This is a genomic window from Psychroserpens jangbogonensis (assembly GCF_000797465.1).
In the GTDB taxonomy this organism is placed as follows: Bacteria; Bacteroidota; Bacteroidia; order Flavobacteriales; family Flavobacteriaceae; genus Psychroserpens; species Psychroserpens jangbogonensis.
Window position 1 is genome coordinate 173,482 of the sequence record NZ_JSWG01000015.1, and the last position, 24,053, is coordinate 197,534.

The window sequence follows — 24,053 nt, forward strand, 5'->3', positions numbered from 1 at the left end:
GTAAACCGATTTATGGATAAAGAAGATCTAATCAAAAAGTGGTTAAATGATGAGTTAACTCCTGCCGAAAAACAAACATTCGAGCAAGGAGAAGATTTTGATTTGCATCAAGCTATTATTAATAGTGCGAAGCAATTTAAAGCCTCTAATTTCTCAAAACCAGGAACTTTTAATGATTTAAAATCTTCATATCAATCTGAAAATTCTAAAGTAAAACAATTAGATTGGTTTAAACCATTGTTGAGAATAGCGAGTGTAGTGGTTATTACATTAGGAATTTATTTTACGTTTTTCAACACAAATTTAACGGTTATAGAAACCATCGCTAGTCAGCAAACCATTATTGAACTTCCAGACCATTCTAAGGTGACTTTAAATGCAGGGTCAGAAATTAAATATAGCGAAGCAGATTGGAGTGATAAAAGGCTTTTAAATCTTAAAGGTGAAGCTTATTTTAAAGTAGCAAAAGGGAAGACCTTTAATGTGGTTACCTCACAAGGAGTTGTGACTGTAGTTGGTACAGAGTTTAATGTGAAACAACGTAAGAATTACTTTGAAGTACAGTGTTTTGAAGGTGTCGTGAAAGTTACATCTAGAGATATCTCTAAAACACTTGTGGCTGGAGATACATACAGACTATTGAATAAGGAGTTTAGTCAAGAAAAAACAACAGAATTATATCCACAATGGACGCAAAACAAAAGCACATTTAAAGCCATTCCTTTTAATGCTGTGATTGCTGAAATGGAACGACAATATGATATTAAGATTATAGTAGAAAATATAGATTCAAAACGGTTGTTTACAGGTGGATTTATGCATAATAATATTGAGAAAGCTTTGTTTTCTATAACACAACCAATGGATTTAAGTTATAAAACTAATGCATCAAATGAGGTTATAATATATGGCAATAAAAAATAAACTATATTTTTTATGTTTTCTTATTTTACAGTTTTCTTTTGAAATTAATGCTCAAGAGACGTCAACTAAACTGCCATTAACAGATGTGTTTTTAATACTTCAAAAACAATATAATATTCAATTTAATTTTGCTGAGGATACTCTTGAAGGAATAACAATTGTTCCACCTTCTGAAAGTTTAACATTAGATGAAACTCTATTGTATTTAGAAGTAAACTCCATCTTTTCATTTGATAATTTAGATGGCACTTTTATATTAGTTCGTACTAAAGATAAAACCTTTGAACTGCAACAATTATCTGAAGTCATCTTATCCAAGTACATTGTTAAAGGTATTAATAAGCTAAACAATGGGTCTTATGAGATAGATTTTGAACAATTTGATATTCTACCAGGATTAATTGATACTGACGTTTTACAAGCAGTACAAGCTCTTCCTGGAATTCAAAGTATTAATGAAACTGTGTCTAATATTAATATTAGAGCAGGAACACATGATCAGAATCTTATTCTTTGGGACGGAATTAAAATGTATCAGTCTGGTCATTTTTTCGGTTTGATATCTATGTTTAATCCTCAAATCACCCAACAAGTAAATGTCATTAAAAACGGAACTCAAGTAGCACTTACTGATGGTGTTTCTGGGACAATTTCTATGGAAACTAGTTCTGAGATAAACGATACATTTAAAGGTAGTTTAGGGGTGAATTTTATAGATGCTAACGGTTTTATTGATGTTCCTGTAAGTGAAAAATCCTCACTACAAGTTGCTGCTCGAAAATCGATAAGTGATTTTGCTGAAACACCTACGTATTCAAACTTTTTTGACCGAATTTCACAAGACACGGAAGTTGAAAGTAATACCAATAATGCTATAAATTCTGATCAAGAATTTGATTTTTATGATACGTCATTGCGTTGGATTTATAATATTTCGGATAAAGACCAACTTCAACTTAATTTTTTGAACACTTATAATGAACTTAGATTTAATGAAAACTCAATTGTTAATGGGATGGAAGCTTCTCGTCGAAGTAGTTTGAGTCAACATAGTATTGCAGGCGGAATCCAGTACAGCCGAATTTGGAATGATAAATGGCAATCAGCTATTGAGATCTATGAAACCGATTATAAACTTGAAGCTAATAATGCTAATGTACTAGATAATCAGCGTTTTCAACAAGAGAATGTTGTCTCTGAAACAAGTTTGAAATTCAGTACAAATTATAAAGTAAATGATAAGATTCAGCTTCTAAATGGCTATCATTTTGTGGAAACGGAAATTACAAATCTGGATGATGTCGATAATCCACGCTTTAAATCATTAGTGTCAGAAGTTTTAACTACACATGGTTTGTTTTCTCAATTGAATTATAAAACATTAAACAGAAAAACCAGTTTAAACTTTGGTTTGAGATATAACTACATTGGTAAATTTGATAAGCATATTCTTGAGCCTAGAGTAGCTTTTACACATCAGTTTTTAGATAATTTTTCGTTGGAAGTTTTAGGTGAATTCAAACATCAGAACACCTCACAAGTTATTAATTTCCAGAATGATTTTTTAGGTATTGAAAAAAGGCGTTGGCAATTGTCTAATAATGAAGACATTCCTATAATTAGAAGTAAACAAGTATCCTTGGGAGTGAGTTATAGCAAGAATGGATGGCTTTTAAATGTTGATGGTTACTATAAATATGTTAAAGACATTACAACTCAAAGTCAAGGGTTTCAAAATCAATATGAGTTTGTGAAAACTACTGGGAATTATGATGCCTATGGTTTAGACTTTATTTTGCGGAAACAAATTCAAAATTTTAATACGTGGTTGAGTTATTCCTATATGAAAAGTAATTACGAGTTTATGTCATTGCCTGAAGAAACATTTCCTAGTAATTTTGACATTACTCATTCCATAACCTTTGGTGCAGCGTATACTTTAGAGCATTTGAAATTTTCAGCAGGACTGAATTGGCATTCAGGAAGACCAACAACACAGCCAACCGCTGGAAACGAGATTGTTAATGATGATATTAATTTTGAAGCAAGTAATTCTAGTGAACTAGAAGATTATTTAAGGGTTGATGTTTCAGCACTTTATGATTTTAAACTTGGAAATAAAACGAGTGCTGATCTTGGGATTTCTATTTGGAATGTATTAGATAAAACCAATGAGATTAATAACTTTTACCGAGTAAACAATGGAATGATTAACGAGACATTGCAAAACTCTTTAGGCATTACTCCAAATGCTGTTTTACGAATTCACTTCTAATAATTCTCAGGAAGATCAATTTTAACTTTATACGATTTTAGGTCTTCTAAGTAATCAGTATGCGAAAAGTCTTCACTATTAAATTCAGATTGTCTTGATTGCTTAGTTTCTTTACGTTTTAGTGCTTTTAAAAATCGTTTAACTTCAGTTTTATCATTAATAATCAAACCTGGAACGTCTACAGATTTACCAAGATCATTCTTAGCAACCATAGTGAAATAAGACGAATTACAATGCTTAATTTCTCCAGTTCTAATGTTTTCAGATTCTACGCGTATACCAACAACCATGGATGTATGTCCAATATGATTAATAGACGCTTTCATCGTTACTAAATCTCCAATTTCAATCGGATTCAAAAAATCTACAGTGTCTACAGATGCTGTTACACAATAGGTTTCTGAATGCTTTGAGGCGCAGGCAAATGCAATCTGATCCATTAAGTTTAAAATGTAACCACCATGAATTTTACCACTAAAATTTGAATGCGATGGTTGCATTAATTGGGACATGCTTATTCTTGAAGAATCTATAGTTTTATAGCTCATAATCAATATTATTCGTCATCACCTTGAGCACGTTTGATAACGGCTTCAGGTAAAGATTTCTTAGCTTTAGCTCCTAATTTTTTAATTTTCTCAACGCTCGTTATAAGATTTCCTTTCCCTTCAACTAATTTATTCATTGCAGAAGAATAATCTTTTTTGGCATCATCAATCTTTTTACCAACACCTGTTAAATCTTTTACTAAGCCTTCAAACTTGTCGTATAATGCTCCAGCTTGTCTAGCAATTTCTATGGCATTTCGTTGCTGTTTTTCATTATTCCACATGGTATCAATAGTACGAAGCGTTGCCAATAGAGTAGAAGGTGTTACAATCACTATATTTTGTTCAAACGCTTTATTGTATATTGAATTATCTTCATTAATGGCTACTGCAAATGCAGGCTCAATGGGAATAAACAGTAACACAAAATCGGGAGACTCAATATCATACAAGTCTTGATAGTTCTTTTCAGATAGTTGATCAACGTGCTTTCTGATAGAATTGATATGTGCTTTTAAATACATATTTCGGTCTTCATCTTCAGCATTCACATAGCGTTCGTAATCGGTTAGAGATACTTTACTATCAATAATCATCTTCTTGCTATCAGGAAGATGTAAAACCACATCTGGAAGTACTCGAGAACCATCAGCCAACGTAAAACTTTGCTGAACGTAATATTCTCTATCTTTTTCTAATCCAGATTTTTCAAGGACACGTTCTAATACCAATTCGCCCCAATTACCTTGCATTTTACTATCGCCTTTCAACGCTTTTGTCAAATTGGTAGCTTCCTTAGTCATTTGTTGATTGAGGTCTTTTAAACCTAGTAGTTGCTCTTTTAAAGCAGAATGCATACTGATACTTTCCTTTTGAGTATCGTCAACTTTCTTTTCAAATGTTTGAATTTTCTCCTGTAACGGATTTAATATATTCTTAATATTTTCTTTATTCTGAAGCGTGAATTTCTCAGATTTTTCATCTAGTATTTTAGTGGCAAGAAGCTCGAAGTCTTTTCTTAATTGCTCTTGACGTTCTTCTACCTCTTCATCACGTTTTAAGTTTAACTGCTGAAGGTTTTCGTATTCTGTATTTTTTCTAGTCAATTCTGTATTCAGAAACTCTTTCTCGCGTCTAATGTCTTCACGTTCTGTTTCTAGTTTTGATATATTTTGTTTTAAATCCTCAATGGTAGCAGACATTTGATTTTGACGTTCTTCAAGAATACTCTGCTGACTTTTACTTTTTAGTTTAATAAAAAGCGTGCCTAAATAGGCACCAATAGCTGCAGAAATTAAAATGGCTAAAATGAGAATAATACTGTCGTTCATAAAGAGAATAGAAATTTACTCAAAGATAAATGATTTGCCGAAAGAATCAGGTCTGTAATTAAAAGATATGTACTAGTTTTTTAAATTATTTATATCTTCAATAATGCGTTTGATGTCTTCATCATTTGTGCCATCATAAATACCACGAATTTGTTTCTGTTTGTCTATTAAAATAAAATTAGGTGTATGAATAAAATCTTGCAGATCTCCATCCCCTTTTTCAACAACGGCAAAATAACTTTTACGAGCGAGATTGTAAATATGCTTTTTATTGCCAGTGGTGACATTCCATTTGGCATCAATCACACCTTTCCGTGATGCATATTCCTTAAGGACAGAAACATTATCTATTTCTGGTGTTACAGAAAGTGATAAGAACATAATATCATCATCATTTAGAAACGCTTCTTGAATTTTAACCATATTATCAGTCATTATTGGACAAATAGTAGCACAGGTTGTGAAAAAGAAATCGGTAACATAAATTTTGTCCTTGTAATTATCTTGTGTGATAACCTTGCCATTTTGGTTGATAAGTGAAAAGTCTGAAACCGTATGGTAGATGGTTTTCTCTCTGAGAGTTTTATCCACGAGTTCTGGTTTGAAATCGGCTGGATTATAAATAGGCAATACCTTTTTTTCTTTAGTATTACAAGATGACAGTACTAAAAAAACAAAACAAAGTAAAGCACTTAAATATGATGTTTTAATTTTCATATTTATACTAACTATATAGCAGTTTCATTAATAAAATAGATGGCTTCTTCGAGTTCCGGTCGATCACTATTTGAATCTTTAGTAAGTTCAATAAGCTGTTTAAAATAAGAGGTTGCTTTTTCCGTATTTCCTATCTGTTTTGCAGCTATTGCAGCACCATAAATTCCATTAAATCTATTTGGATGTCCTTTTAAATTTGCTTCATAAGCTTCTAATGCTTCTGCAGGTTTATTTAAAGCCAACAGCATGTCTCCAAGTAGTTCATCTGCTGGTAAAACTTCTCCTGGAGTAACAGGGTGTTTAGATGTTTGACTTTCTAATAGCGCTGCTTTTTTCATGAGAGCAAGTGCTTTGTCTTGATTCCCTTTTGCAAGTTCAATCCAAGCTTCACTAGCATGAACTTGAATGTTTACTTGACCAGCTTTATACGATTCGTTATTTTTCAACAAAGCTTCATGTGATGTTCTTAGTGATTGTAATTCCTGTTTTGCAGAAACGATATTATTAGTGTGAGCATATCCTAAAGCTTTTCCAAAGTGAAACAATGCTGTTTCCCAATGTAATGTTTCCCATGTAAAATCTATTGAAGGTAGCTTTAGGTTAGATGCATCTTCCCATTGTTTGTTTTCTAAAGCCATTCTAACTGGCATAGCTGTTAAAGCATAAGAAATTGCAAAGTGTTGCTTAGGAAAGACAGTTGAAATATCCTTCGTTTCGTTCAAATATTCTTGAGCTTTTTGATTATTCCCCATTTGTAAATAAGCATAAACCAGATAATCTACAGCATGAATTTCTTGAGCCCAACGAGCATCAGGATTTACACTTTCTGCATAACAAACAGCTGAGGATGCTGAGTTTATATTTGTTTCAATAGATTCTTGCCAAAGCCCTAAACGTGTGAAAATATGAGAAGGCATGTGTTGTGCATGAGCAGAGGCTGGTGCTATTTCTGCATAGCGTCTAGCTGTTTTTAAAGCTGATTCGGCAATTTCTGGATAATCGTAAGTATGAATCACATAATGCGCAACTCCTGGATGATTAGGGTTTTCTTTAAAAAGCTTTCGTAAAATAGCGCCTGCTTTTTTCTGATTAGAATATGTTTTGTCATTTGGGTCTGCGGCTGAGGTTATAGCTAAGGCATAAAATATAGCCGCTTCAATATCATCACTTTGACTCTTATAAATTTGCTCCATTTTCTTTTCATAAAGCAATTCTCGTGTTTTGTGATCGATGGTTTCCCAATCTTTATAGAATATATTTAAAGCATCTAGGTAAAGTCCTGAACGTTCTGATTTAGGTAAAGATTCTGCTATTCCTAGGAGTACTGACCCCTTTTTTAATTGTTCTGGTCCAGGTGGTGCCCAAAGTTCATGGTAAATACTCATTGCAACTCCCCAATATGCCATTGCGCATTCTGGATCAGCATCAATAACTTTTACAAATGCTTTCTCTGCTTCATTGTATTCAAAAGAGTGCAGTAGTGAGATGGCTAAATCGAAAGTTTCACGGACATCATACTTACAGTCTAAGGCAAAACTTACATCGCCAAATTCAGGGTTTCCACAAAGTAAAATATCACCTCGTAGTAAATCTATTGTAGCTAATGCAGGGTTTGGTTTTGGCGTTTTGTCTTGACAAGAAAAAATAAGTAATACTAAGACAATACAAGGCACTTTAAATAATTTCATCTTTTTAGTGTTTTGAAGAATTCGTTAAGATGAAAAACGGTTTATAAAAAAGTGGGGATTGAAATTTTTTAAAAATCTGATTTTCAATCTCCTAAATTTAAACTAAAATAATTAGATGAGGAAGTGAATTTCCGTTATTAATAAAAAAAGCACTCAAATTGAGTGCTTTTTTTATTACTTAATTTCTATAGAATTAATACCAGCCTCTAACATTATACATTACAGTACTTGGTTGGTTTTTAGCTCTAGCCATACTCACTTCAAAAGCTGAATCGTAATACGACTTAGTTGCATCTAAAACCTTAAGTTTATAATTCCAGTCTCTATCTTGTAAGTCTTTAACTCTCGCTTCAATTTTACTAAACAACGATTTCACAGAACTAAAACAGTTTGCTTCGGGATGAATTGAAGATAAAATTCTAGCTGTTTCATTGGCTGCTTCAATATCTTGATTGGCACTCCAAATAGCTTGAGCTTCATTAAGTCTTAATTTACAATCTTGATTGATTGCTTTAATAAAAAGAGCTTTAAGCTTAGTTTTTGACTTATCATAACATGTACTAGAAGAAGGTATGCTTAACATTACTCCTAATGCATCTTCTAGTTGTCCTGAATTTTCTAGAGATTGAGCCTCTTTTTGTATTTGTGAACAATTTGAGTTGTAATAGTCAAGAATCTTGTCTTTTCCTCTAGAAATAAATCCTTGCATTGCTTCGTTTTTAGGTTTAAGACGTTTTATGGCTTGCATGTAGGCTTTTGTTTCTGTAGTTCCTACACCTTTTACATTAAATGTTTCACTAGCATAAAGAGTACCTGAAATACCATCTCCTATGTATAGTGTAATATCTAAATTCAGGACCACCTTTACTGGAGCGGTTGGCATTATCTCTTTTGCTGCTACTACAATATTTGGTGTAATAATAAACCTTGCATTGTATTGATTATTACTTATGCCATTTGCTGTGACAAGTTGGCCAAGTTTATTAATTAACATCTTTTTTGCTGATGCTGGTACATTTTCAATTTGATCAGGAACATAAGCACCTAAGTTAATTGCATAGTCTTTGTTTTGCCCAATTGCTACAATTGAAGCTAAACAAAATAGTATTGCTAAAGCTTTTTTCATTTTGTTGTTTTTTATTATTTACTTCCTAGTATTATTGTTGCTCTTCCAAGTCCTTTCATTACCAATTTATTTGGAATAGAAAATGGAGCAGCTTTTAAATACTTACTTAACTCTCTTACAAATCGTCTTGCATCTATAGCTCTTCCTTTATCATTGTAAAGCGGAATTCTTACTTGCTCGAAAAGTGCCATAGTTTCTGTCATGTCAGTCGTGCTAAACCTACCTTTTACAGTATTGTCTGCTAACCAATCTTCAATAACGAAGCCTAATTCATCTTCACCACCAAATTCAGTTTCTAAATCACCATCCCAATCATCCCATGTTTGAATTCTCACGATTATTTCGCGACCATTTTCAAACATATCATCAAAATGTTCTTGTAGTGATAAAGTGAAATTATCCATATGTGCAATTACAGCTTCAGAAAGAAGTACTGGTGTTTCTGCTGAAAATGAAGGTGCTCCAGTTCCAGACGCAGTAGCTACTTGTTTATCTGTATACGCGTCTAATCCTTGTAAATTAAAATTTATAGATTTTTTAGGTCCTGTTTTGTTAACTGTCCAAGTCAATTGAATAATTATATCTGCTTTAGCAGCTTTCTTAATGGCATCAATTGGACTTTCATTTATAGATGCTCCAGAGTCTTTAGAACTTCTTAGATTGTCCTCTACAGCGTTAGATTCCAAAGTTTTTATAGCAGACTCCATGTTTTTAAGAGGAAAACCTCTTTCAGCCATCATTCCATTAATTTGACTAATTACTTGTAATACTTCTGGGTTTTCTTGAAATGCTCTTTTGTAATCAGGGATTTTAATAGTAGATCCTTGATTATCAAATTCTAACATATAGCCATTTTGGTTACACCATACATCACTAGGTACAACCATGAGTGTTGGTTTCTTTGCTTGTCCAAAACTTATTAAGCAGAATAATGTAAAAATTATGAGGGTAAATGATTTATGTAATTTCATTATATATTTTTTTTAATATTAAAAACCAGAGTTTAATCCTTTAACGATACCTTTTGATTCAAGTAGTTTTCTTAATTGATCAGTAAGTACATTAACAACAATACCAATTTTGTATTCGCGTTTGCTTATTTTTAATCGATCACCAGCAGCAATACTGCCATCTGTAGCAGAACTGACATATCTTAAATAATCTCCACCATCTGCAAAGAAACTATCAAAAAACGCTTTATGTTTTTCTTCCATAGCAGGATCACTTACTAAGGCTCTAAATTGAGTACATCCTTGTTTGCCTCCAGCAAAACCTTTGAAAATAATTCCGTGAACAGCGTTTTTCATTCCACTAGAAACAGCGTGTTTTGGATTTTTAGAATATGACCATACTTTAACAAGTTTTGATCCTTGTTTAGCAATGCCTTCACATTCTAAATCATATCTCCAAATTTTTGTGTCCTCGTTGGCTTTGTTCTTTTTCCATTGTGCATTTACACTTGTGCAAAAACCAATAAATAGTACTGATAATATTAAATGTTTTAATTTCATGATTATATGTTTTAATTAATTTGACGAATTAGCATTCCTGAGTAGTATTTTTTCCTTTTACCAGTAAAAACAGTGTACTCGAGAGTTTGATCTGTGTTTTCTTCATCGGCATTAAATCTGTTATCCCAAATTTGATCTTTATCAACTTTAATAACGCCAATTCTCTGATATTCAGTTTTACCTTCTTTATTTAAGACTTGTTCCAGAACTTCATATTTGTCACCTTTTTCAAGACCTTCTTTTAATCCAATTTTTGCAGATAATGGTTCAGTACTCATCAAAGGTGTTTTTGTTCTAAATACTTCATATTCTCTCTGCAGTTTTGCAGTTACTGCGTCTGACGCTTTTACTGTAGCAATAGTAATTAATTCTTCATCTGTCTTTTTCGTAAATGATGTACTTTGCAAGTTTGCATAAGCCATTTGTGTTCCAATGTACTCTAACTCGAAAACGTTAGACTCGTTAAATGCCTTAACTCTTTCTTCGTCGATCTGACCATCTTCAGTCCAATAATCATTATAAAAAATATTAGCAACTTCCTCATTCCATTTAAGTCTATATAAATGAGCATCGGTTTTTATAACATATCCTTTTCCTAATATACCTACACCTTCGCCTACAGTTTCACTAGCTATAGCTACATCTCCAGCTCCAGCGAGCGAAGCAACACTAGATATAGAGGATAACAAACCTTTCGCTTTTTCTGCCACCTCTTCCTTATTCGTGTATTTGAAATTATTTACAATAACAAACGTGTTTTTAATAAGTTCCTCACCAGCATCAGCTAACATTGCTGTTCCTCTTTCGCTATTTCTAGCAATTTTAACATCTAAATCTGAAGCACTATAAAAACCTCTTTCAGATATTAAATTCATATTGAATCCACCTTGCTCGCTTCTATTGAACCATTTTGAGATCATTGATTTTGCGATGTCGTGGGTAGATAGATAATCAGTTATGGCAACTTTTTGAGCCGCTATTAAGTTTTCTTTAGACAGCGTATCGTTATATAACTTGGGAATACTTCTTTCACTAGTTATATGATTATTAAATTTTTCTGGAATTTTTGAGTTGGTAAATGTCTCTTGGATAATTTGACTGAAATTCCTAGTCGAATCCACGACCATTAGCGTATACAAAGAACTTCTTCTGTATTCTGCAGTATTAATATCGTTTTGAGAATATCCCGTGAGTATAAAGCACACACAGAACATAAAGATGAGAGGGTTGGTTGGTCTTATCATTTTTAGGTCGGTTTGTATACTGCAAATTATAACTTTTAATTTGTTTTTAAACCTTATTATTTGCGGTATATCGAATTTGGTCGATGTAAGAATATTTTTTTATTAGCGCTAAACTAATTGAAAATGAGTTACTTTACCCTGAAGCTTCCTGTTTTTTTATCAAAACTAATTAGGTCCTTTGGGAACAAGCTTTCAAAGACACTTTTTTCAATTAAATTACAAGGAGAATCCGATATGACTTGGCTATTAGTCATTACAACCATAGTGTCACATAATTGTATTGCTAAATCAATTTCATGAGAAGAAAATAAGATGGTTTTATTCGTTTCTTTAGCAAGCTTTTGAAGTAATTTCAATATGTATGCTTTATGATACATATCTAAATGTGTTGTAGGTTCATCTAATATAATAAGATTCGTATCCTGAGCTAATGCACGTGCTATCATAACTTTTTGAAGCTGACCATCACTTAATTCTAAACATTTACGATGTTTTAAGTTAGAGAGGTTAGTTTGCTCAATTGCTTTGTTAATGATTGAAATATCATTATCAGAAAGATTACCTACCCAATTGGTATATGGTTGACGACCAAGTGCTATGAGTTCAAAAACAGATAGGTTTTTTGACATGAGTTGTTCGGTTAATACAAGACTCATGGTTTTCGCTAATTCAATTGCAGAGTAATTTTCTAGAGCTTTTTCATTTAAATGAATGTTACCATCTAAAGGTTCCTGTATTGAGGTTAAAGTTCTCAATAAAGTAGATTTCCCAATGCCGTTTGCACCTACAAGTCCTATGAGTTCACCTTGATTGAGCTCAATATTAATATTGTCAGCTATTACTGAAGTGTCTTTCTTTGATTTATAACCAATAGATAGATTCTCAGTTTTTAGAATGATATGTTTATTCTTTTCTTTCAATATTAACTTTAAAATGTCATTTTACGTTTTCTAACTAATAACCAAATTACTACAGGTGCACCAATTAGCGACGTTATAGCGTTAATAGGTAATGTATAATCACTTGTAGGTATTTGTGCAATACTATCGCAAATAAGCATCACTATTGCTCCAAACAGGAATACTGCTGGCAACAATATTTTGTGATTTGATGTGTTGAATAATTGCCTTGTCATATGCGGAATTGCCAATCCAATAAACGCTATTGGTCCAGCAAATGCAGTAATAGTACCTGCAAGTAAGCTAGTAGCCAATATGATGATTAATCGACTTTGCTTGATGTTTAATCCCAAGCTTTTGGCATAATTTTCTCCTAATAAAAACGTATTTAATGCTTTTATCGATACTATGGTTAATACTATTCCGAAAACATAAATACAGAAAAAGATAAATAGTTCATTCCATGAAAGGTTTCCTAAGCTGCCAAATCCCCAAAAAATGTATTGTTGTAATTGTTCTGCAGAACTAAAATAGGAGAGGACACTCACGACAGCTGCTGTGATACTTCCAAACATTAAACCAATAATCAATATAGCCATAGTATCTCTAACTTTTGAAGACACTAATAACACAGCCAATAAAACAAGGAAACTACCTAAACTAGCAGCAATCACAATACTCCATTTTGAAATCAAAAGAGTTGCAAATACACCTCCAAATAAACCAGAACCTAAAATAACTAAAGCTACACCAAGACTTGCACCAGAACTAATTCCTAAAACAAATGGTCCAGCCAATGGATTCCTAAAAAGTGTTTGCATCAGAAGTCCTGAAATACCTAATCCAGAACCTACCAAAATTGCTGTTATTGCTTTTGGTAATCTGTAATTTTGTATAATGTAGTTATCAGAAATTCCAAGAAGACTGCTAAAAACTTCTTTAGTTGGTACACTTACAGAACCTAAACTGATGTTCGCTAAAAAGCACAATAATAGTAATATTGATAAAAAAATAAACGTATATGTATATTTCGTATTCAACTAGTTAAGAGGTTTGAAAAACGTTGGTTTGTAGTCAGCTAATAATTCTGGATGACATATTTTAATCATATCCTTCAATACTAAATCTGGTCTTGAAGTACCAAGTTCATAGTATAAAACACCTCCAGTTTCACCTGTTGTATTAGAAAAGGTGTAAATTGTTTTATTCTGAAAGGCATCAAATTCTTTATAATGACTACTTGATTTTTCCAAAGCTTCATAGCTAGAGTAATATGACGGACTTAACCATAACTCCGCATTTTTTCCTTTTTCAAAAACAGCCTCAAAACTCAATGCAATACTTCCGGATTCTTTTGTTTCACTCCATAAATAATTGGTATTAGCATCCTTTAAAAATTGTGCTTCAGGACTTGTTCCATTTGGTAAATACCAGATGTCTTTGTGCATCGCTCCACACAATATTGTAGGTTTTGTTTTAGCTTCGGAAGCTATTTTTTTAGCGTCATTATAATCCGTTTCAATTTGGGTGAAGATAGCTTCGGCTTCTTTCTCTTTGTTGTATAGTGCACCAAAAAACTTAATCCATTCGGCTTTTGCTAAAGGTGATTTTTCTACCCAATCGCCATTATAGATTACAGGAATACCTGCTTTTTCTATAACTTTCATGCTTTTATTTGTGCCATCAATTCCAAAAGCTACAACTACATCTGGATGTAATTCTAATAAAACTTCTGTGTTAATCCCTTCGTTTTTACCAAGTTCTCTAATTTGTCCATTGTCAATTCGTACTCTAGTTTTTTCCGAAGAAATATAATCAGTTCCAGGAAAACCAACTAAAGTTTGCTCAACACCTAAAAGTTCAAGTGCAGGAATGTGAGTTGTTGATGTGACCACTATATTTTGAACTGGAGTAGTTATTAATCCATCAAACTCATCTTTATTTAAAGTTAATTTAGGAACATTTGCCTTTGGTATTAATGCATAATTGTAACTCTTTTCAGCTTTAGGCCAAGGATTAGAGATGTTTAAAATGGTATGAGTCTTATGTTTTGCAATTTTAAACCCTTCAGCATAGCTGTTGTTTTGCTCTTCTAGAGTAGAAGTACTAGTTTGGTTAACACTTTTTTCCTCCTTGCAACCTATTAAAACAAATAGGCTAAGAAAAATAATCAATAGAATCTTTTTATGTAACATTTGTAACTGTTAGAATGAGATACAATCTCTAAATTTGATTAAAATTACTGTTATGCACGATAATTCAAATTTAACAATATATATAGCAGGAGGAATAATATTACTTCATTTTTTAATAGGTTTTATTTATCTGATCTATAAGATGAATAAGAAAAAGTAAGATTATTTAGTTTGCATTAAAAAATCCATTTACTTTTGCATCGAATTTAGGTTTCATTCGGTTTACCGAATGGATTAAAAGGGAATCTGGTGAGAAATAATTTTTTCTAGTCCAGAACTGTTCCCGCAACTGTAAGCTATCAAGCTTGTTATTACCTTCATAGTCACTGGAAATTATTTCTGGGAAGACCAATAGCAAGACGCAAGTCAGGAGACCTGCCAAATTCAAACAAATAAGTCAAACTTTCGGGATAAAAGTTTTGGTATGAAAATTCATGCTATTCCGAGTAATTATTAAATTACAATGAACACAAAAACAATGGTTTTTGGTATGCTAACAATTGGTATATCAACATTAGGCTTTGCGCAACAGCAAGTCGATTCGTTAAAAGTTGAACAATTAGATGAGGTTGTAGTTACAGATTCTAAATTCAAATTAAAACGAGAAAATTCTGGTAAGGTTATTACCAAAATAACACAAAAAGATCTTGAAAATTTTCAAGGAAAATCAGTAGCAGAGATCATCAACAATACTGCAGGTATTGAAATTAATGGTTCTCGAAGTAATGCAGGACAAAATTTAAATTACTTTGTTCGTGGTGGACGAAATCGTCAGGTTCTTATTTTAATTGATGGAATTGCTGTAACAGATGCCTCTCAAATTGCTAATGATTATGATTTACGTCTACTCAATGCGGATCAAGTTGAAAGTATTGAAATTTTAAAAGGCGCTTCAAGTACACTTTATGGAACTGGAGCAGCATCAGCTGTTATTAATATTAAACTTAAGAAAGCTACAAAAGATGCCGTTGCTGTTAATTTGAGAAGCACGCTTGGTACTAATCAGTCACAGGATGACAATGATTATGGAATTGAGAATGTTTTAAATAGCGTATCTGTAAATGGCTCTCTAGACAAGTTTACATATTTGGCTAGTTTTAGTCATCAATATACAGATGGTTTGTCTGCTGTGTCAGTTGGTGAAGATGCAGATGCATTTAATACACACAATGGTTATTTAAAGTTAGGTTACCAGTTTTCAGATAGTTTTAAACTGAATACCTATACTAGTTTTGATAAGATTAAAGCAGAATTTGATGATGGTTTTAATTTTGCAGATGCAGATAACTTATCTACAACAAGTCAATACAGAATTGGAGTCTCTCCTGAATTTAGCTACAAAAAAGGAAGTATAACGATGAATGCTGCCTATAATAATATAGAACGTGATATTCAATCGAGTTTTCCAACCCAGTTCAAATCAGAAAGTTTTGTAGGTGATATTTATAACCGATACAATTTTAGTGATAAATTCTATACTGTTTTAGGTGTAAATGCACAGCAAAATGAGATTGAAAGCTTTTCGATTCCTTTTGGAGGAACAGATTTTGCACAGGATATTAATTCTGATGATGCTACATTTATAATTGTTGATCCTTATGCAAATGTGGTTTATGTATCAGACTTTGGATTAAATATAAATGCAGGTTTACGTTTAAACAATCATAGTGAATATGGTAATCATTTGGTGTATAGTTTAAATCCATCATTTAAGAAAGATCTTAGTTTTGGTTATATAAAAGGTTTGGCTAGTTATAGTACAGCTTTTATAGCGCCTTCATTATATCAATTGTTTGAGCCTACCTATGGAAATATCGATTTAAAGCCTGAGGAGAATAGAACGATTGAGGTTGGAGCTGAAGTAAACATAAAAGATAAAGCGACAATTAGCGTGGTTTATTTTAATCGCTTTGAAGAGAATTTTGTTGATTTTGTTGATCTAGGAAATTTTGTGTTTCAATATGCAAATACAGATGAAGACTTTACAGCTAGCGGAATTGAGCTTGTTGCGGATGTGATTTTAACAAAAAAATTAAAGTTTTTAGTTAACGGAACTTATACAAAGGTAGAAGATGAATTAAACCTTAGAATCCCAGAGATTAAGGTGAATGCAGCGTTTAATTATCAATTGGACGATAAAACATTCATGAGTTTAAACTATCAGTATAATGACGATCGTGACGATGCCTTTTTTAATAGCGCAACGTTTGTAAGTGAAACCGTTAATCTGAAATCATTCAGTTTAGTTGATTTTTACATCAGTCATAAAGTAGTTAATAATCGTATGACGGTTTTTGCGAATATCAATAATATTTTAAATGAAGAATATGAAGAGTTGTTTGGTTATACAACCAAAGGACGAAATATCAATTTAGGATTTACATTGAGTTTATAAAATTAAAAAGCCACTTTTAAAGTGGCTTTTTTTTGAAGTTATTCAAATTGGACACGGTTTAAAAAAACATCTTCAATGTCAATATACATTTGATCTTCAAAAGGTCTTAAGTTGATTTCTTTTTTAATTGCATTAAATTCAACTTGAACTTGTCCGTTACGACCTAACGCTTGTATGTCTAAAATAGCTGCTGCCAATAAAGGCTCGTTGATATCACCAAGGACCCCATAATTGCGAGGCGTTTCATTTAAAGCAATATCTGGAGTTAAACCGGTTGCAGGTACGGCTTCATCATTAGCGTTAACTGAATTAGCTATTAATGGTTGCAATGCGTAGGTATGGTTTGGGTTAATGTCATTAGGACCAAAGCCAGATGAATCAAATAACGTTAAAGACGCTTGAGTTTTTCCTACAGTGTTATCTCCAATTTGAACCACATCTATATATTCATCTAAACTATTAATGACTAATTCACTTGCAGATGCAGAAGCATCAGTCGTTAATACATAAATTTTGTTCAGATTTAAACTATTGATAGCATTACCATCAAAACTATTTACAAATTTAAAATCACTATTGTTTTGCTGTAAATCTTCATTGTAGATTAATTTCGAATATACTTGTCCGTTAAACTGACCAGTAACCATGCTTCCTAATATGGCTGCTGTATTTACAGAGCCACCAGGATTGTATCTAAGATCTAAAATCAAATGTTGCACATTACTAGCTAAAAGCTGACCGAAGGCCGAATTAAGTTGGTCTTCGAAATTACTATTAAACCCATTATAAACGATATAACCAACATTTTCACCATCAACATCTATTATGTCTACTTGATGTATTGGGTTTTCGGTATAAGACTGTTTGGTAAGACTAATGCTATTTGGTGTAGATTCAATAATGTCATCTTCAACTTGAGGTGTTCCATTATCATTATAGGTGGCAAAATTTAATGTGTACGAATTTTGATTAAGTAATTCACTTAGATTGTTTTCTGATAAAGGCACGCCATTTACAGCATCAAATATTTGTCCGCGTTGCAAACCTTGATTGTCCGCAGCACTGTTATTAAGAACAAGTCTAATAATACCAAAGACTTCAGTAGCACTGCCTGGTTTGAAATAGAAATCAAACTCTAACCCAGTTGATAGAGAGTTCCCTTGTTGACTTTGAAGAAAATCAAGGTAATTTGGTATAATAAAACTAAAACGATCCACGACCTCTCTGTCAAATATTAAACTTTCAAAAATACTTTCAGGTGTAGAAAATTGGTTGAGGTAGGCTCTATAATCTCCGTCAGACGAAAAACGATCGTTAGCTAAGTCTGGAACTCCAACTTTATAAAGGTAGGAAGCATTCATTGCTTTCCAGACAAAGTCATTAATCTCGCTGGCAGCTATGGAATTATCATCATTGTCTTCAAAGCAGTTGGTAAGTGTAAGCGCTACTAAGAGTAGTAGGCATAGTTTTATAAGTCTCATATCTTTTTCTTTTTCAATCTTTATTGTAAACTAACTATACTATAGTCTACTAAACTATAAATTTACTTACATTATTGTAAATTAAAAAATTTAAGAGGGCTGTTCTTTTGTTTGAGCTTGAAAGCTTTGTGGGTATTGACTTTGTTAATATCTTGAGTGTAGGAAGTAAGGCTTAAAAATAGCATCTTGAATTATTTTTTTTATTTGATTGTAACAAAACAAATACATGTTCGTCGTAATAATAAGAAGCAGAATAATCACCTGCTTTGAACTAACAACCAAACAATGACACAGACTGATTTTGTAAAATTAGTAATGCCTTTTAAGGATAAAGTCTTTCGATTAGCAAAAAGACTTCTGGTTTCTAATGAAGAAGCAGAAGATGCAACGCAAGAGATTTTAATGAAACTGTGGCGGAATAAACAGAAAATTAGCGACTACAAAAATGTTGAAGCGTTTTCGATGACAATGACAAAAAATTTTTGCTTAGATCGTTTAAAATCGAAACAAGCTCAGAATTTAAAGATAGTTCATAGTAATTACCAAGATCACAATACGTCTTTACAAAAAGAAGTAGAAAATAGAGATAGTGTTGATTGGGTTTCAAAAATAATTGAAGATTTACCAGAACAACAAAAAATAATATTACAGCTCAGAGATATTGAAGAATATGATTTTGACGAAATAGCCAAAGTGGTAGATATGAATCCCACAGCAATTAGAGTAGCATTATCAAGAGCGAGAAAAACAATAAGAGAAAAATTAACTAATACCCACAGTTATGGTGTTAAATAGCATAGAAAAACTATTAGAAAAGTATGACAACGGCGAAACATCGCTAAAGGAAGAGCAGAAGTTGAAAGACTACTTTGTACAAGACAATGTTGCTCCTCATTTAGAATCGTACAGAGTTATGTTTCAATATTTTAAGACAACAAAACAAGAACTATATACTAAAGACGTTCCATTAAAACCTAAGAAAAACTTCGTATATCAATGGATTTCTGTCGCAGCAGTAGCAGTTCTAATGTTAGGAATTTTTATTCCGCAAATTGGTGGAGAACCAAAAACATTTGCTCAATATTCTGAAGAAGAGCAAGAAATGTATCTCGAAACCAAAGAAGCTCTGGCGATGCTATCTTCAAATTTTGATAAAGGAACCTCAAGTTTAAGTGCTTTAGGTACTGTGTCAGAAAATTTTAACCAAGGCGTTTCAAGTTTTAATACGTTAGGCCTGGCATCAGAAAGTTTTAATGTAGGTGCCGAAAAAGCGAGTTATGTAAATAAACTCGGAAAAACAACAAACAAATTTTTGAAGAACACAAAAAGAAAACAAGTAATCAATTAAAAAAACAAGTAATCAATTAAAAACAAGTAAACATGAAAAATTTAATAGTAATAGTAGCAATATTGGTATCGTCATTCGTGGCAAACGCACAAAGTGTATTTGATAAGTTTGAAGATCAAGAAGATGTAACATCTGTAATCGTAAACCAGAAAATGTTTAAAATGTTAGCAACAATGGGAATTGATGCTGATGATCCAGAAATGCAAGGCTATATTGATATGGCTAAAAATATCACAAGCTTTAAAGTATTTACAACAGGTGATGAGAAAATTTCATCAGATATGAATGCAACAGTAGCTAAGTATTTGAAAAACTCTAAAATGGAAGAGCTGATGCGTGTAAAAGATGGTGATCAAACCGTAAACTTTTATGTAAGAGAAGGTAAAGATGAAAACCATGTTAAAGAACTTTTAATGTTCGTTAATGGTATCAAGGAAATGACGCAAGGTCAAGACATCACTATCAATGGAAAGAAAAGAGAAATAGAAACAGTTTTATTGACTTTAACAGGAGATATTGATTTAAGACAAATCTCTAAATTGACAAGTCAAATGAATATGCCAGGAGGCGACCAGTTGAAAAAAGCTGGAAAAGATAAAAACTAATAACACAATGAATTCATCAATCAAAACCTTAATCATGATGTTGTTCTTGGTTGTAGCTTTACAAAGTTGCAACCAAGGTCCAACACTGCAAAGTTTCTATGTAGATAGCGAACTTGCACCTGGATTTACATCTTTAGATGTGCCAATTAGCTTACTGAAAATAGACGAAACTTTATTGGATGTAGAGCAAAAAGAAGCTTACGATTCTGTAGATAAATTAAGTCTTGTGGCTTATGTTGCAGATGAAGGTAATGCAGAAGAAATGAATACTGAATATGCTAAAGTTCTAACAATATTAGAGAATCCTAAATATGAAGAACTTATGCGTGGCGGAAATTCTACTGATGGAAAATTCATTGTTAAGTGTATAGGTGAAGGTGACAATGTAGATGAGTTTATTCTTTTAGGGAATTCTAATGAAACTGGTTTTGCAGTCGTAAGAGTTCTTGGAGATGATATGAATTTCTCCAAAATAATGAAATTAGCGTCCGTTTTAGATGAAGGCAATATTGAGGAATCTCAATTAAAAGAAATCACTAAATTTTTTCAATAACTGATTCGTATTGAGAATGTTAATGTAAATCACCTTGAGTTCTGCTTAAGGTGATTCTTTATTTGGTATCAGATTCTTTAACTGCTATCCAAACAAGTACAGCGCCAAGAAATGCAAATCCGGAAAATAAAAGTGCTTTAACAATAATGTAATCTAAGACATCAAGAATTCCAGATACAAAAAAGCCTAAAACTAGAATGCCTGTATAGATAAGTGCTAAAGTATTTTTGCTTAACGTCATGTTTATATTCCAGTATAGTTACTTGGATTTATTGCTTTCAATTCTGCTTTAATAGCATCAGAAACCTCTAAAGTATCAATAAAATTTGAAATGGACTGTTCGTTAATCGTTTCATTAGTTCTCGTTAAGCCTTTTAAAGCTTCATAAGGATTTGGATACGCTTCACGTCTTAAGATGGTTTGAATGGCTTCGGCAACTACAGCCCAATTGTTTTCTAAATCTTGTGCAAACTTAGGTTCGTTTAATAAAAGCTTATTCAGTCCTTTTAGAGTCGATTTAAAACCGATAAGTGTATGGCCAAAAGGTACTCCAACATTACGCAATACTGTGCTGTCTGTTAAATCTCGCTGTAATCTTGAAATAGGAAGCTTAGCAGATAGGTGTTCAAAAATAGCATTAGCAATTCCTAAGTTTCCTTCAGAGTTTTCAAAATCTATAGGATTTACTTTATGTGGCATAGCGCTACTTCCAACTTCACCTTCTTTAATTTTTTGCTTAAAATATTCCATTGATACATAAGTCCACATATCACGATCTAAATCTATAATAATCGTATTGATGCGCTTTAAAGTATCAAATAAAGCAGCCATATGATCGTAATGTTCAATTTGTGTTGTAGGAAACGAATGTTGTAAGCCTAATTTCTCTTGAGTAAATTGAGTTCCGAAAGCTTTCCAATCTACATCTGGATAAGCAACTTTATGAGCATTGAAGTTTCCTGTCGCTCCACCAAATTTCGCAGCACTAGGTACATCGTTCAATAAATTAAACTGTTCTTCCAAACGCACTACAAATACCTGTATTTCTTTTCCTAGTCGAGTAGGAGATGCAGGTTGCCCATGTGTTCTAGCTAGCATAGGAATGTCTTTCCACTCTGTAGCAATAGCTTTTAACTTTTTTAAGACTTCAAAGTATTCAGGCACATAAATATCATTCATGGCATCTTTGATGCTCAAGGGAATGGCAGTGTTGTTAATGTCCTGAGATGTTAATCCGAAATGAATAAACTCCTTGTATTTTGATAGGTTTAATTTATCAAATTGTTCCTTTATAAAATATTCAACCGCTTTTACATCATGATTAGTAATGGCTTCGATATCTTTAATGGCTTGTGCGTTTTCAGTTGTAAAACCAGTATAAATGGCTCTTAAGTCATCAAAAACAGGCGTATCAATATCTGAAAGTTGAGGTAGATTTAATTCACATAGTGCGATGAAATATTCGATTTCTACTAAAACACGATATTTAATAAGAGCTTCCTCAGAAAAATATGGTGCAAGATTGTCTACTTTGTTTCTGTAACGACCATCTATTGGAGAAATGGCCTTTAATGATGATATTGACATTGGATGTGTTGTTTTTTTTGGACTAAAACTATAAGTTGGCAAAGATAATTGTTTTCGGTTGAAGCAACGCATAAGTCATTGTAAGTTTTTATACTTTTCTTAAATTTGTAGTTATAAGTTTTCTACTTTTACGAGTGTCCAAATTAGTTTGGTGCTTATATGAAAATCAATATCAAAAACGCTACATGTCTAAACCTATTGAAGATAAATTAGAGAAAATTCCTGTAGTAAATCTGCTGGTAAAATTCTTTAAGAGTATTAAACTTAAGGTTTTAGAGGGTTTGTCGCTTTACGATTTATTAGAACTTTACATTATTGGTATTGTAAAAGGAACAGTGAGCACAAGAGCAAGTGCTATTGCTTACAGTTTTTTTATGGCATTATTTCCGTTTTTGTTATTTGTGATTATCGTAATTCCATACATTCCAATTTCTGGTTTTGAAACCGAGTTTTTAAGTTTCCTACAATCGTTTTTGCCACCAACAACTACCGACTTTTTTTATGAAAGTATTTTTGACAATATAACAGGAGGTGGACTCATCTCATCTGTGTTCTTGGTTTCAATTTTATTAATGGCTAATGGTGTGAATGCTGTGTTCTCAGGTTTTGAAAGCTCCTACCACCAGCAGCTTACTCGAAGTATATTTAATCAATATATCTATGCCTTAGGAGTTGCATTGATTCTTGCATTTTTATTGATTCTTACCGTTGCAGTTCTAGGTTTTTTTAATATTTATGTGGTAGAAAATATTGTAGAATTCGCTCATGTTGAAAATGAAAATAGCGGATTCTTATTGGTGCTATCACAATATTTATTCTTTATTATTATGGTGTATTTAGCAACGGCCACACTCTATTATTTTGGAACAAAAGAAGGCAAGAAATTCAAGTTTTTCTCAGTTGGAGCACTGTTTACTACGCTGTTAATCATACTAACCTCGTATTTGTTTGGTATCTATATCGAAAGTTTTGGACAATACAATAAACTATATGGTTCTATTGGAGCGTTATTAATACTCATGTTCTATTTATGGCTCAACGCAAATATTTTATTATTGGGCTTTGAGTTAAATGTTTCATTAAACACATTAAGAAAACACAGGTAATATGCGCTATTTTTTATTATTGATATTTTGTTTAGGTTTTTCATCAGCAATAGGCGCTCAAAGTATACTTGGTCAGTGGAAAACCATTGATGATGAAACTGGAATTGAAAAATCTATTGTTGAAATTTATAAAAAGGATGGTAAGATCTACGGAAAGGTTATCGAAATATTCAATGATTCTCAACGATATTTGCCATGTAAATATTGTGATGGTGAGGACTACAATAAGCCTATTTTGGGTCTAATCATCATAAAAGATATGGAAAAAAAAGGTGATGCTTATAAAAACGGAACCATTACAAATCCTGAAAATGGTAAAGTATATACCTGCCGACTTAAACTTGATGGTGATAATCCAAACCAGTTACAAGTTAGAGGATACATTGCATTCTTTTATAAAACCCAATATTGGGTGAGAATAGAAGGTTAGTTTTTTAGACTAATTTATATGTCGTTCATCGAATAATACATCAATCTACTTAATACCTTGATTAGTTTTATTAGATATTATATCTAACCA

23 protein-coding genes and 1 riboswitch are annotated in these 24,053 nt (G+C 32.3%); of the genes, 9 read left to right on the plus strand and 14 right to left on the minus strand.

Translation table 11 applies throughout. The features are described from left to right. Nucleotides 1-12: 12 nt before the first annotated feature. Together RH81_RS14585 and RH81_RS14590 are read left to right on the plus strand one after the other, a co-directional pair. Nucleotides 13-924, plus strand: coding sequence for a FecR family protein (locus tag RH81_RS14585; RefSeq protein ID WP_033961625.1), 912 nt, complete (start codon nucleotides 13-15; stop codon nucleotides 922-924). Then, nucleotides 908-3,199, plus strand: coding sequence for a TonB-dependent receptor plug domain-containing protein (locus RH81_RS14590; protein WP_033961628.1), 2,292 nt, complete (start codon nucleotides 908-910; stop codon nucleotides 3,197-3,199). The genes RH81_RS14585 and RH81_RS14590 overlap by 17 nt, the downstream gene beginning before the upstream one ends. Here RH81_RS14590 and RH81_RS14595 read toward each other — a convergent pair. The 11 genes from RH81_RS14595 to RH81_RS14645 all read right to left on the minus strand — a co-directional run bounded on the left by RH81_RS14595 (nucleotide 3,196) and on the right by RH81_RS14645 (nucleotide 14,458). Then, nucleotides 3,196-3,747, minus strand: coding sequence for an acyl-CoA thioesterase (locus RH81_RS14595; protein WP_033961630.1), 552 nt, complete (start codon nucleotides 3,745-3,747; stop codon nucleotides 3,196-3,198). The two genes, RH81_RS14590 and RH81_RS14595, sit on opposite strands and share 4 nt — an antisense overlap. Before the next feature lie 8 nt (nucleotides 3,748-3,755). Further along, complete coding sequence (locus RH81_RS14600; protein WP_033961633.1) at nucleotides 3,756-5,078, minus strand: DNA recombination protein RmuC; 1,323 nt, start codon at nucleotides 5,076-5,078, stop codon at nucleotides 3,756-3,758. Nucleotides 5,079-5,150: 72 nt separating this feature from the next. Then, on the minus strand, nucleotides 5,151-5,795 hold the full coding sequence (locus RH81_RS14605) for an SCO family protein (RefSeq protein WP_033961635.1): 645 nt from the start codon (nucleotides 5,793-5,795) through the stop codon (nucleotides 5,151-5,153). 11 nt (nucleotides 5,796-5,806) lie between these two features. Further along, nucleotides 5,807-7,483, minus strand: coding sequence for a tetratricopeptide repeat protein (locus tag RH81_RS14610; RefSeq protein ID WP_033961637.1), 1,677 nt, complete (start codon nucleotides 7,481-7,483; stop codon nucleotides 5,807-5,809). A 193-nt stretch (nucleotides 7,484-7,676) separates the two neighbouring features. Then, nucleotides 7,677-8,609: a hypothetical protein gene (locus tag RH81_RS14615; RefSeq protein ID WP_052172581.1), complete on the minus strand. Its 933-nt coding sequence runs from the start codon at nucleotides 8,607-8,609 to the stop codon at nucleotides 7,677-7,679. Nucleotides 8,610-8,623: 14 nt separating this feature from the next. Continuing rightward, entirely contained in the window at nucleotides 8,624-9,580 is a 957-nt protein-coding gene (locus tag RH81_RS14620) for a DUF6175 family protein (protein WP_052172582.1), read from the minus strand. Between the two features lie 18 nt (nucleotides 9,581-9,598). Continuing rightward, complete coding sequence (locus tag RH81_RS14625) at nucleotides 9,599-10,120, minus strand: hypothetical protein (RefSeq protein WP_033961639.1); 522 nt, start codon at nucleotides 10,118-10,120, stop codon at nucleotides 9,599-9,601. 11 nt (nucleotides 10,121-10,131) lie between these two features. Continuing rightward, the gene (locus RH81_RS14630) at nucleotides 10,132-11,364 is read right to left on the minus strand and encodes a hypothetical protein (protein ID WP_152604847.1); all 1,233 of its coding nucleotides are present in this window, start codon (nucleotides 11,362-11,364) and stop codon (nucleotides 10,132-10,134) included. Between the two features lie 128 nt (nucleotides 11,365-11,492). Continuing rightward, nucleotides 11,493-12,284 carry an ABC transporter ATP-binding protein gene (locus RH81_RS14635; RefSeq protein WP_033961643.1) on the minus strand — a complete coding sequence of 264 codons (792 nt, stop codon included), beginning with the start codon at nucleotides 12,282-12,284 and terminating at the stop codon, nucleotides 11,493-11,495. A gap of 8 nt (nucleotides 12,285-12,292) precedes the next feature. Then, on the minus strand, nucleotides 12,293-13,303 hold the full coding sequence (locus RH81_RS14640; RefSeq protein WP_033961645.1) for a FecCD family ABC transporter permease: 1,011 nt from the start codon (nucleotides 13,301-13,303) through the stop codon (nucleotides 12,293-12,295). Further along, nucleotides 13,304-14,458 (minus strand): ABC transporter substrate-binding protein, encoded by a 1,155-nt coding sequence (locus tag RH81_RS14645; protein WP_033961647.1) that lies wholly within the window; start codon nucleotides 14,456-14,458, stop codon nucleotides 13,304-13,306. Nucleotides 14,459-14,649: 191 nt separating this feature from the next. Continuing rightward, a riboswitch (cobalamin riboswitch) is annotated at nucleotides 14,650-14,855 on the plus strand. A gap of 66 nt (nucleotides 14,856-14,921) precedes the next feature. On the opposite strand from RH81_RS14645, the gene RH81_RS14650 reads away from it, so the two are divergent. Then, nucleotides 14,922-16,853 (plus strand): TonB-dependent receptor plug domain-containing protein, encoded by a 1,932-nt coding sequence (locus RH81_RS14650; RefSeq protein ID WP_033961649.1) that lies wholly within the window; start codon nucleotides 14,922-14,924, stop codon nucleotides 16,851-16,853. 38 nt (nucleotides 16,854-16,891) lie between these two features. Here RH81_RS14650 and RH81_RS14655 read toward each other — a convergent pair whose 3' ends face one another. Continuing rightward, nucleotides 16,892-18,334, minus strand: coding sequence for a S41 family peptidase (locus tag RH81_RS14655; protein WP_033961652.1), 1,443 nt, complete (start codon nucleotides 18,332-18,334; stop codon nucleotides 16,892-16,894). Nucleotides 18,335-18,619: 285 nt separating this feature from the next. Between RH81_RS14655 and RH81_RS14660 the strand changes: the two genes are divergently transcribed. From RH81_RS14660 to RH81_RS14675, 4 genes are read left to right on the plus strand one after another with little or no spacing between them, the layout of a single operon-like run. Next, nucleotides 18,620-19,129 (plus strand): RNA polymerase sigma factor, encoded by a 510-nt coding sequence (locus RH81_RS14660; protein WP_033961654.1) that lies wholly within the window; start codon nucleotides 18,620-18,622, stop codon nucleotides 19,127-19,129. Next, entirely contained in the window at nucleotides 19,116-19,682 is a 567-nt protein-coding gene (locus RH81_RS14665; protein ID WP_193788476.1) for a hypothetical protein, read from the plus strand. Before RH81_RS14660 ends, RH81_RS14665 begins: the two co-directional genes overlap by 14 nt. A gap of 32 nt (nucleotides 19,683-19,714) precedes the next feature. Continuing rightward, nucleotides 19,715-20,287 (plus strand): DUF4252 domain-containing protein, encoded by a 573-nt coding sequence (locus RH81_RS14670; RefSeq protein ID WP_033961656.1) that lies wholly within the window; start codon nucleotides 19,715-19,717, stop codon nucleotides 20,285-20,287. Between the two features lie 7 nt (nucleotides 20,288-20,294). Next, nucleotides 20,295-20,840: a DUF4252 domain-containing protein gene (locus RH81_RS14675; RefSeq protein WP_033961658.1), complete on the plus strand. Its 546-nt coding sequence runs from the start codon at nucleotides 20,295-20,297 to the stop codon at nucleotides 20,838-20,840. A 58-nt stretch (nucleotides 20,841-20,898) separates the two neighbouring features. Here the strand turns inward: RH81_RS14675 and RH81_RS14680 are convergent, their stop codons facing one another. Both RH81_RS14680 and purB read right to left on the minus strand, forming a co-directional pair. Continuing rightward, nucleotides 20,899-21,081, minus strand: coding sequence for a hypothetical protein (locus RH81_RS14680; protein ID WP_033961660.1), 183 nt, complete (start codon nucleotides 21,079-21,081; stop codon nucleotides 20,899-20,901). 2 nt (nucleotides 21,082-21,083) lie between these two features. Next, nucleotides 21,084-22,427 carry an adenylosuccinate lyase gene (purB, locus tag RH81_RS14685; RefSeq protein ID WP_033962185.1) on the minus strand — a complete coding sequence of 448 codons (1,344 nt, stop codon included), beginning with the start codon at nucleotides 22,425-22,427 and terminating at the stop codon, nucleotides 21,084-21,086. Between the two features lie 185 nt (nucleotides 22,428-22,612). Here purB and RH81_RS14690 point away from each other — a divergent pair, with 185 nt between their 5' ends. Together RH81_RS14690 and RH81_RS14695 are read left to right on the plus strand one after the other, a co-directional pair. Next, nucleotides 22,613-23,533, plus strand: coding sequence for a YihY/virulence factor BrkB family protein (locus RH81_RS14690; RefSeq protein ID WP_033961661.1), 921 nt, complete (start codon nucleotides 22,613-22,615; stop codon nucleotides 23,531-23,533). A gap of 1 nt (nucleotide 23,534) precedes the next feature. Then, on the plus strand, nucleotides 23,535-23,963 hold the full coding sequence (locus RH81_RS14695) for a DUF2147 domain-containing protein (protein WP_033961663.1): 429 nt from the start codon (nucleotides 23,535-23,537) through the stop codon (nucleotides 23,961-23,963). Nucleotides 23,964-24,053 lie beyond the last annotated feature (90 nt).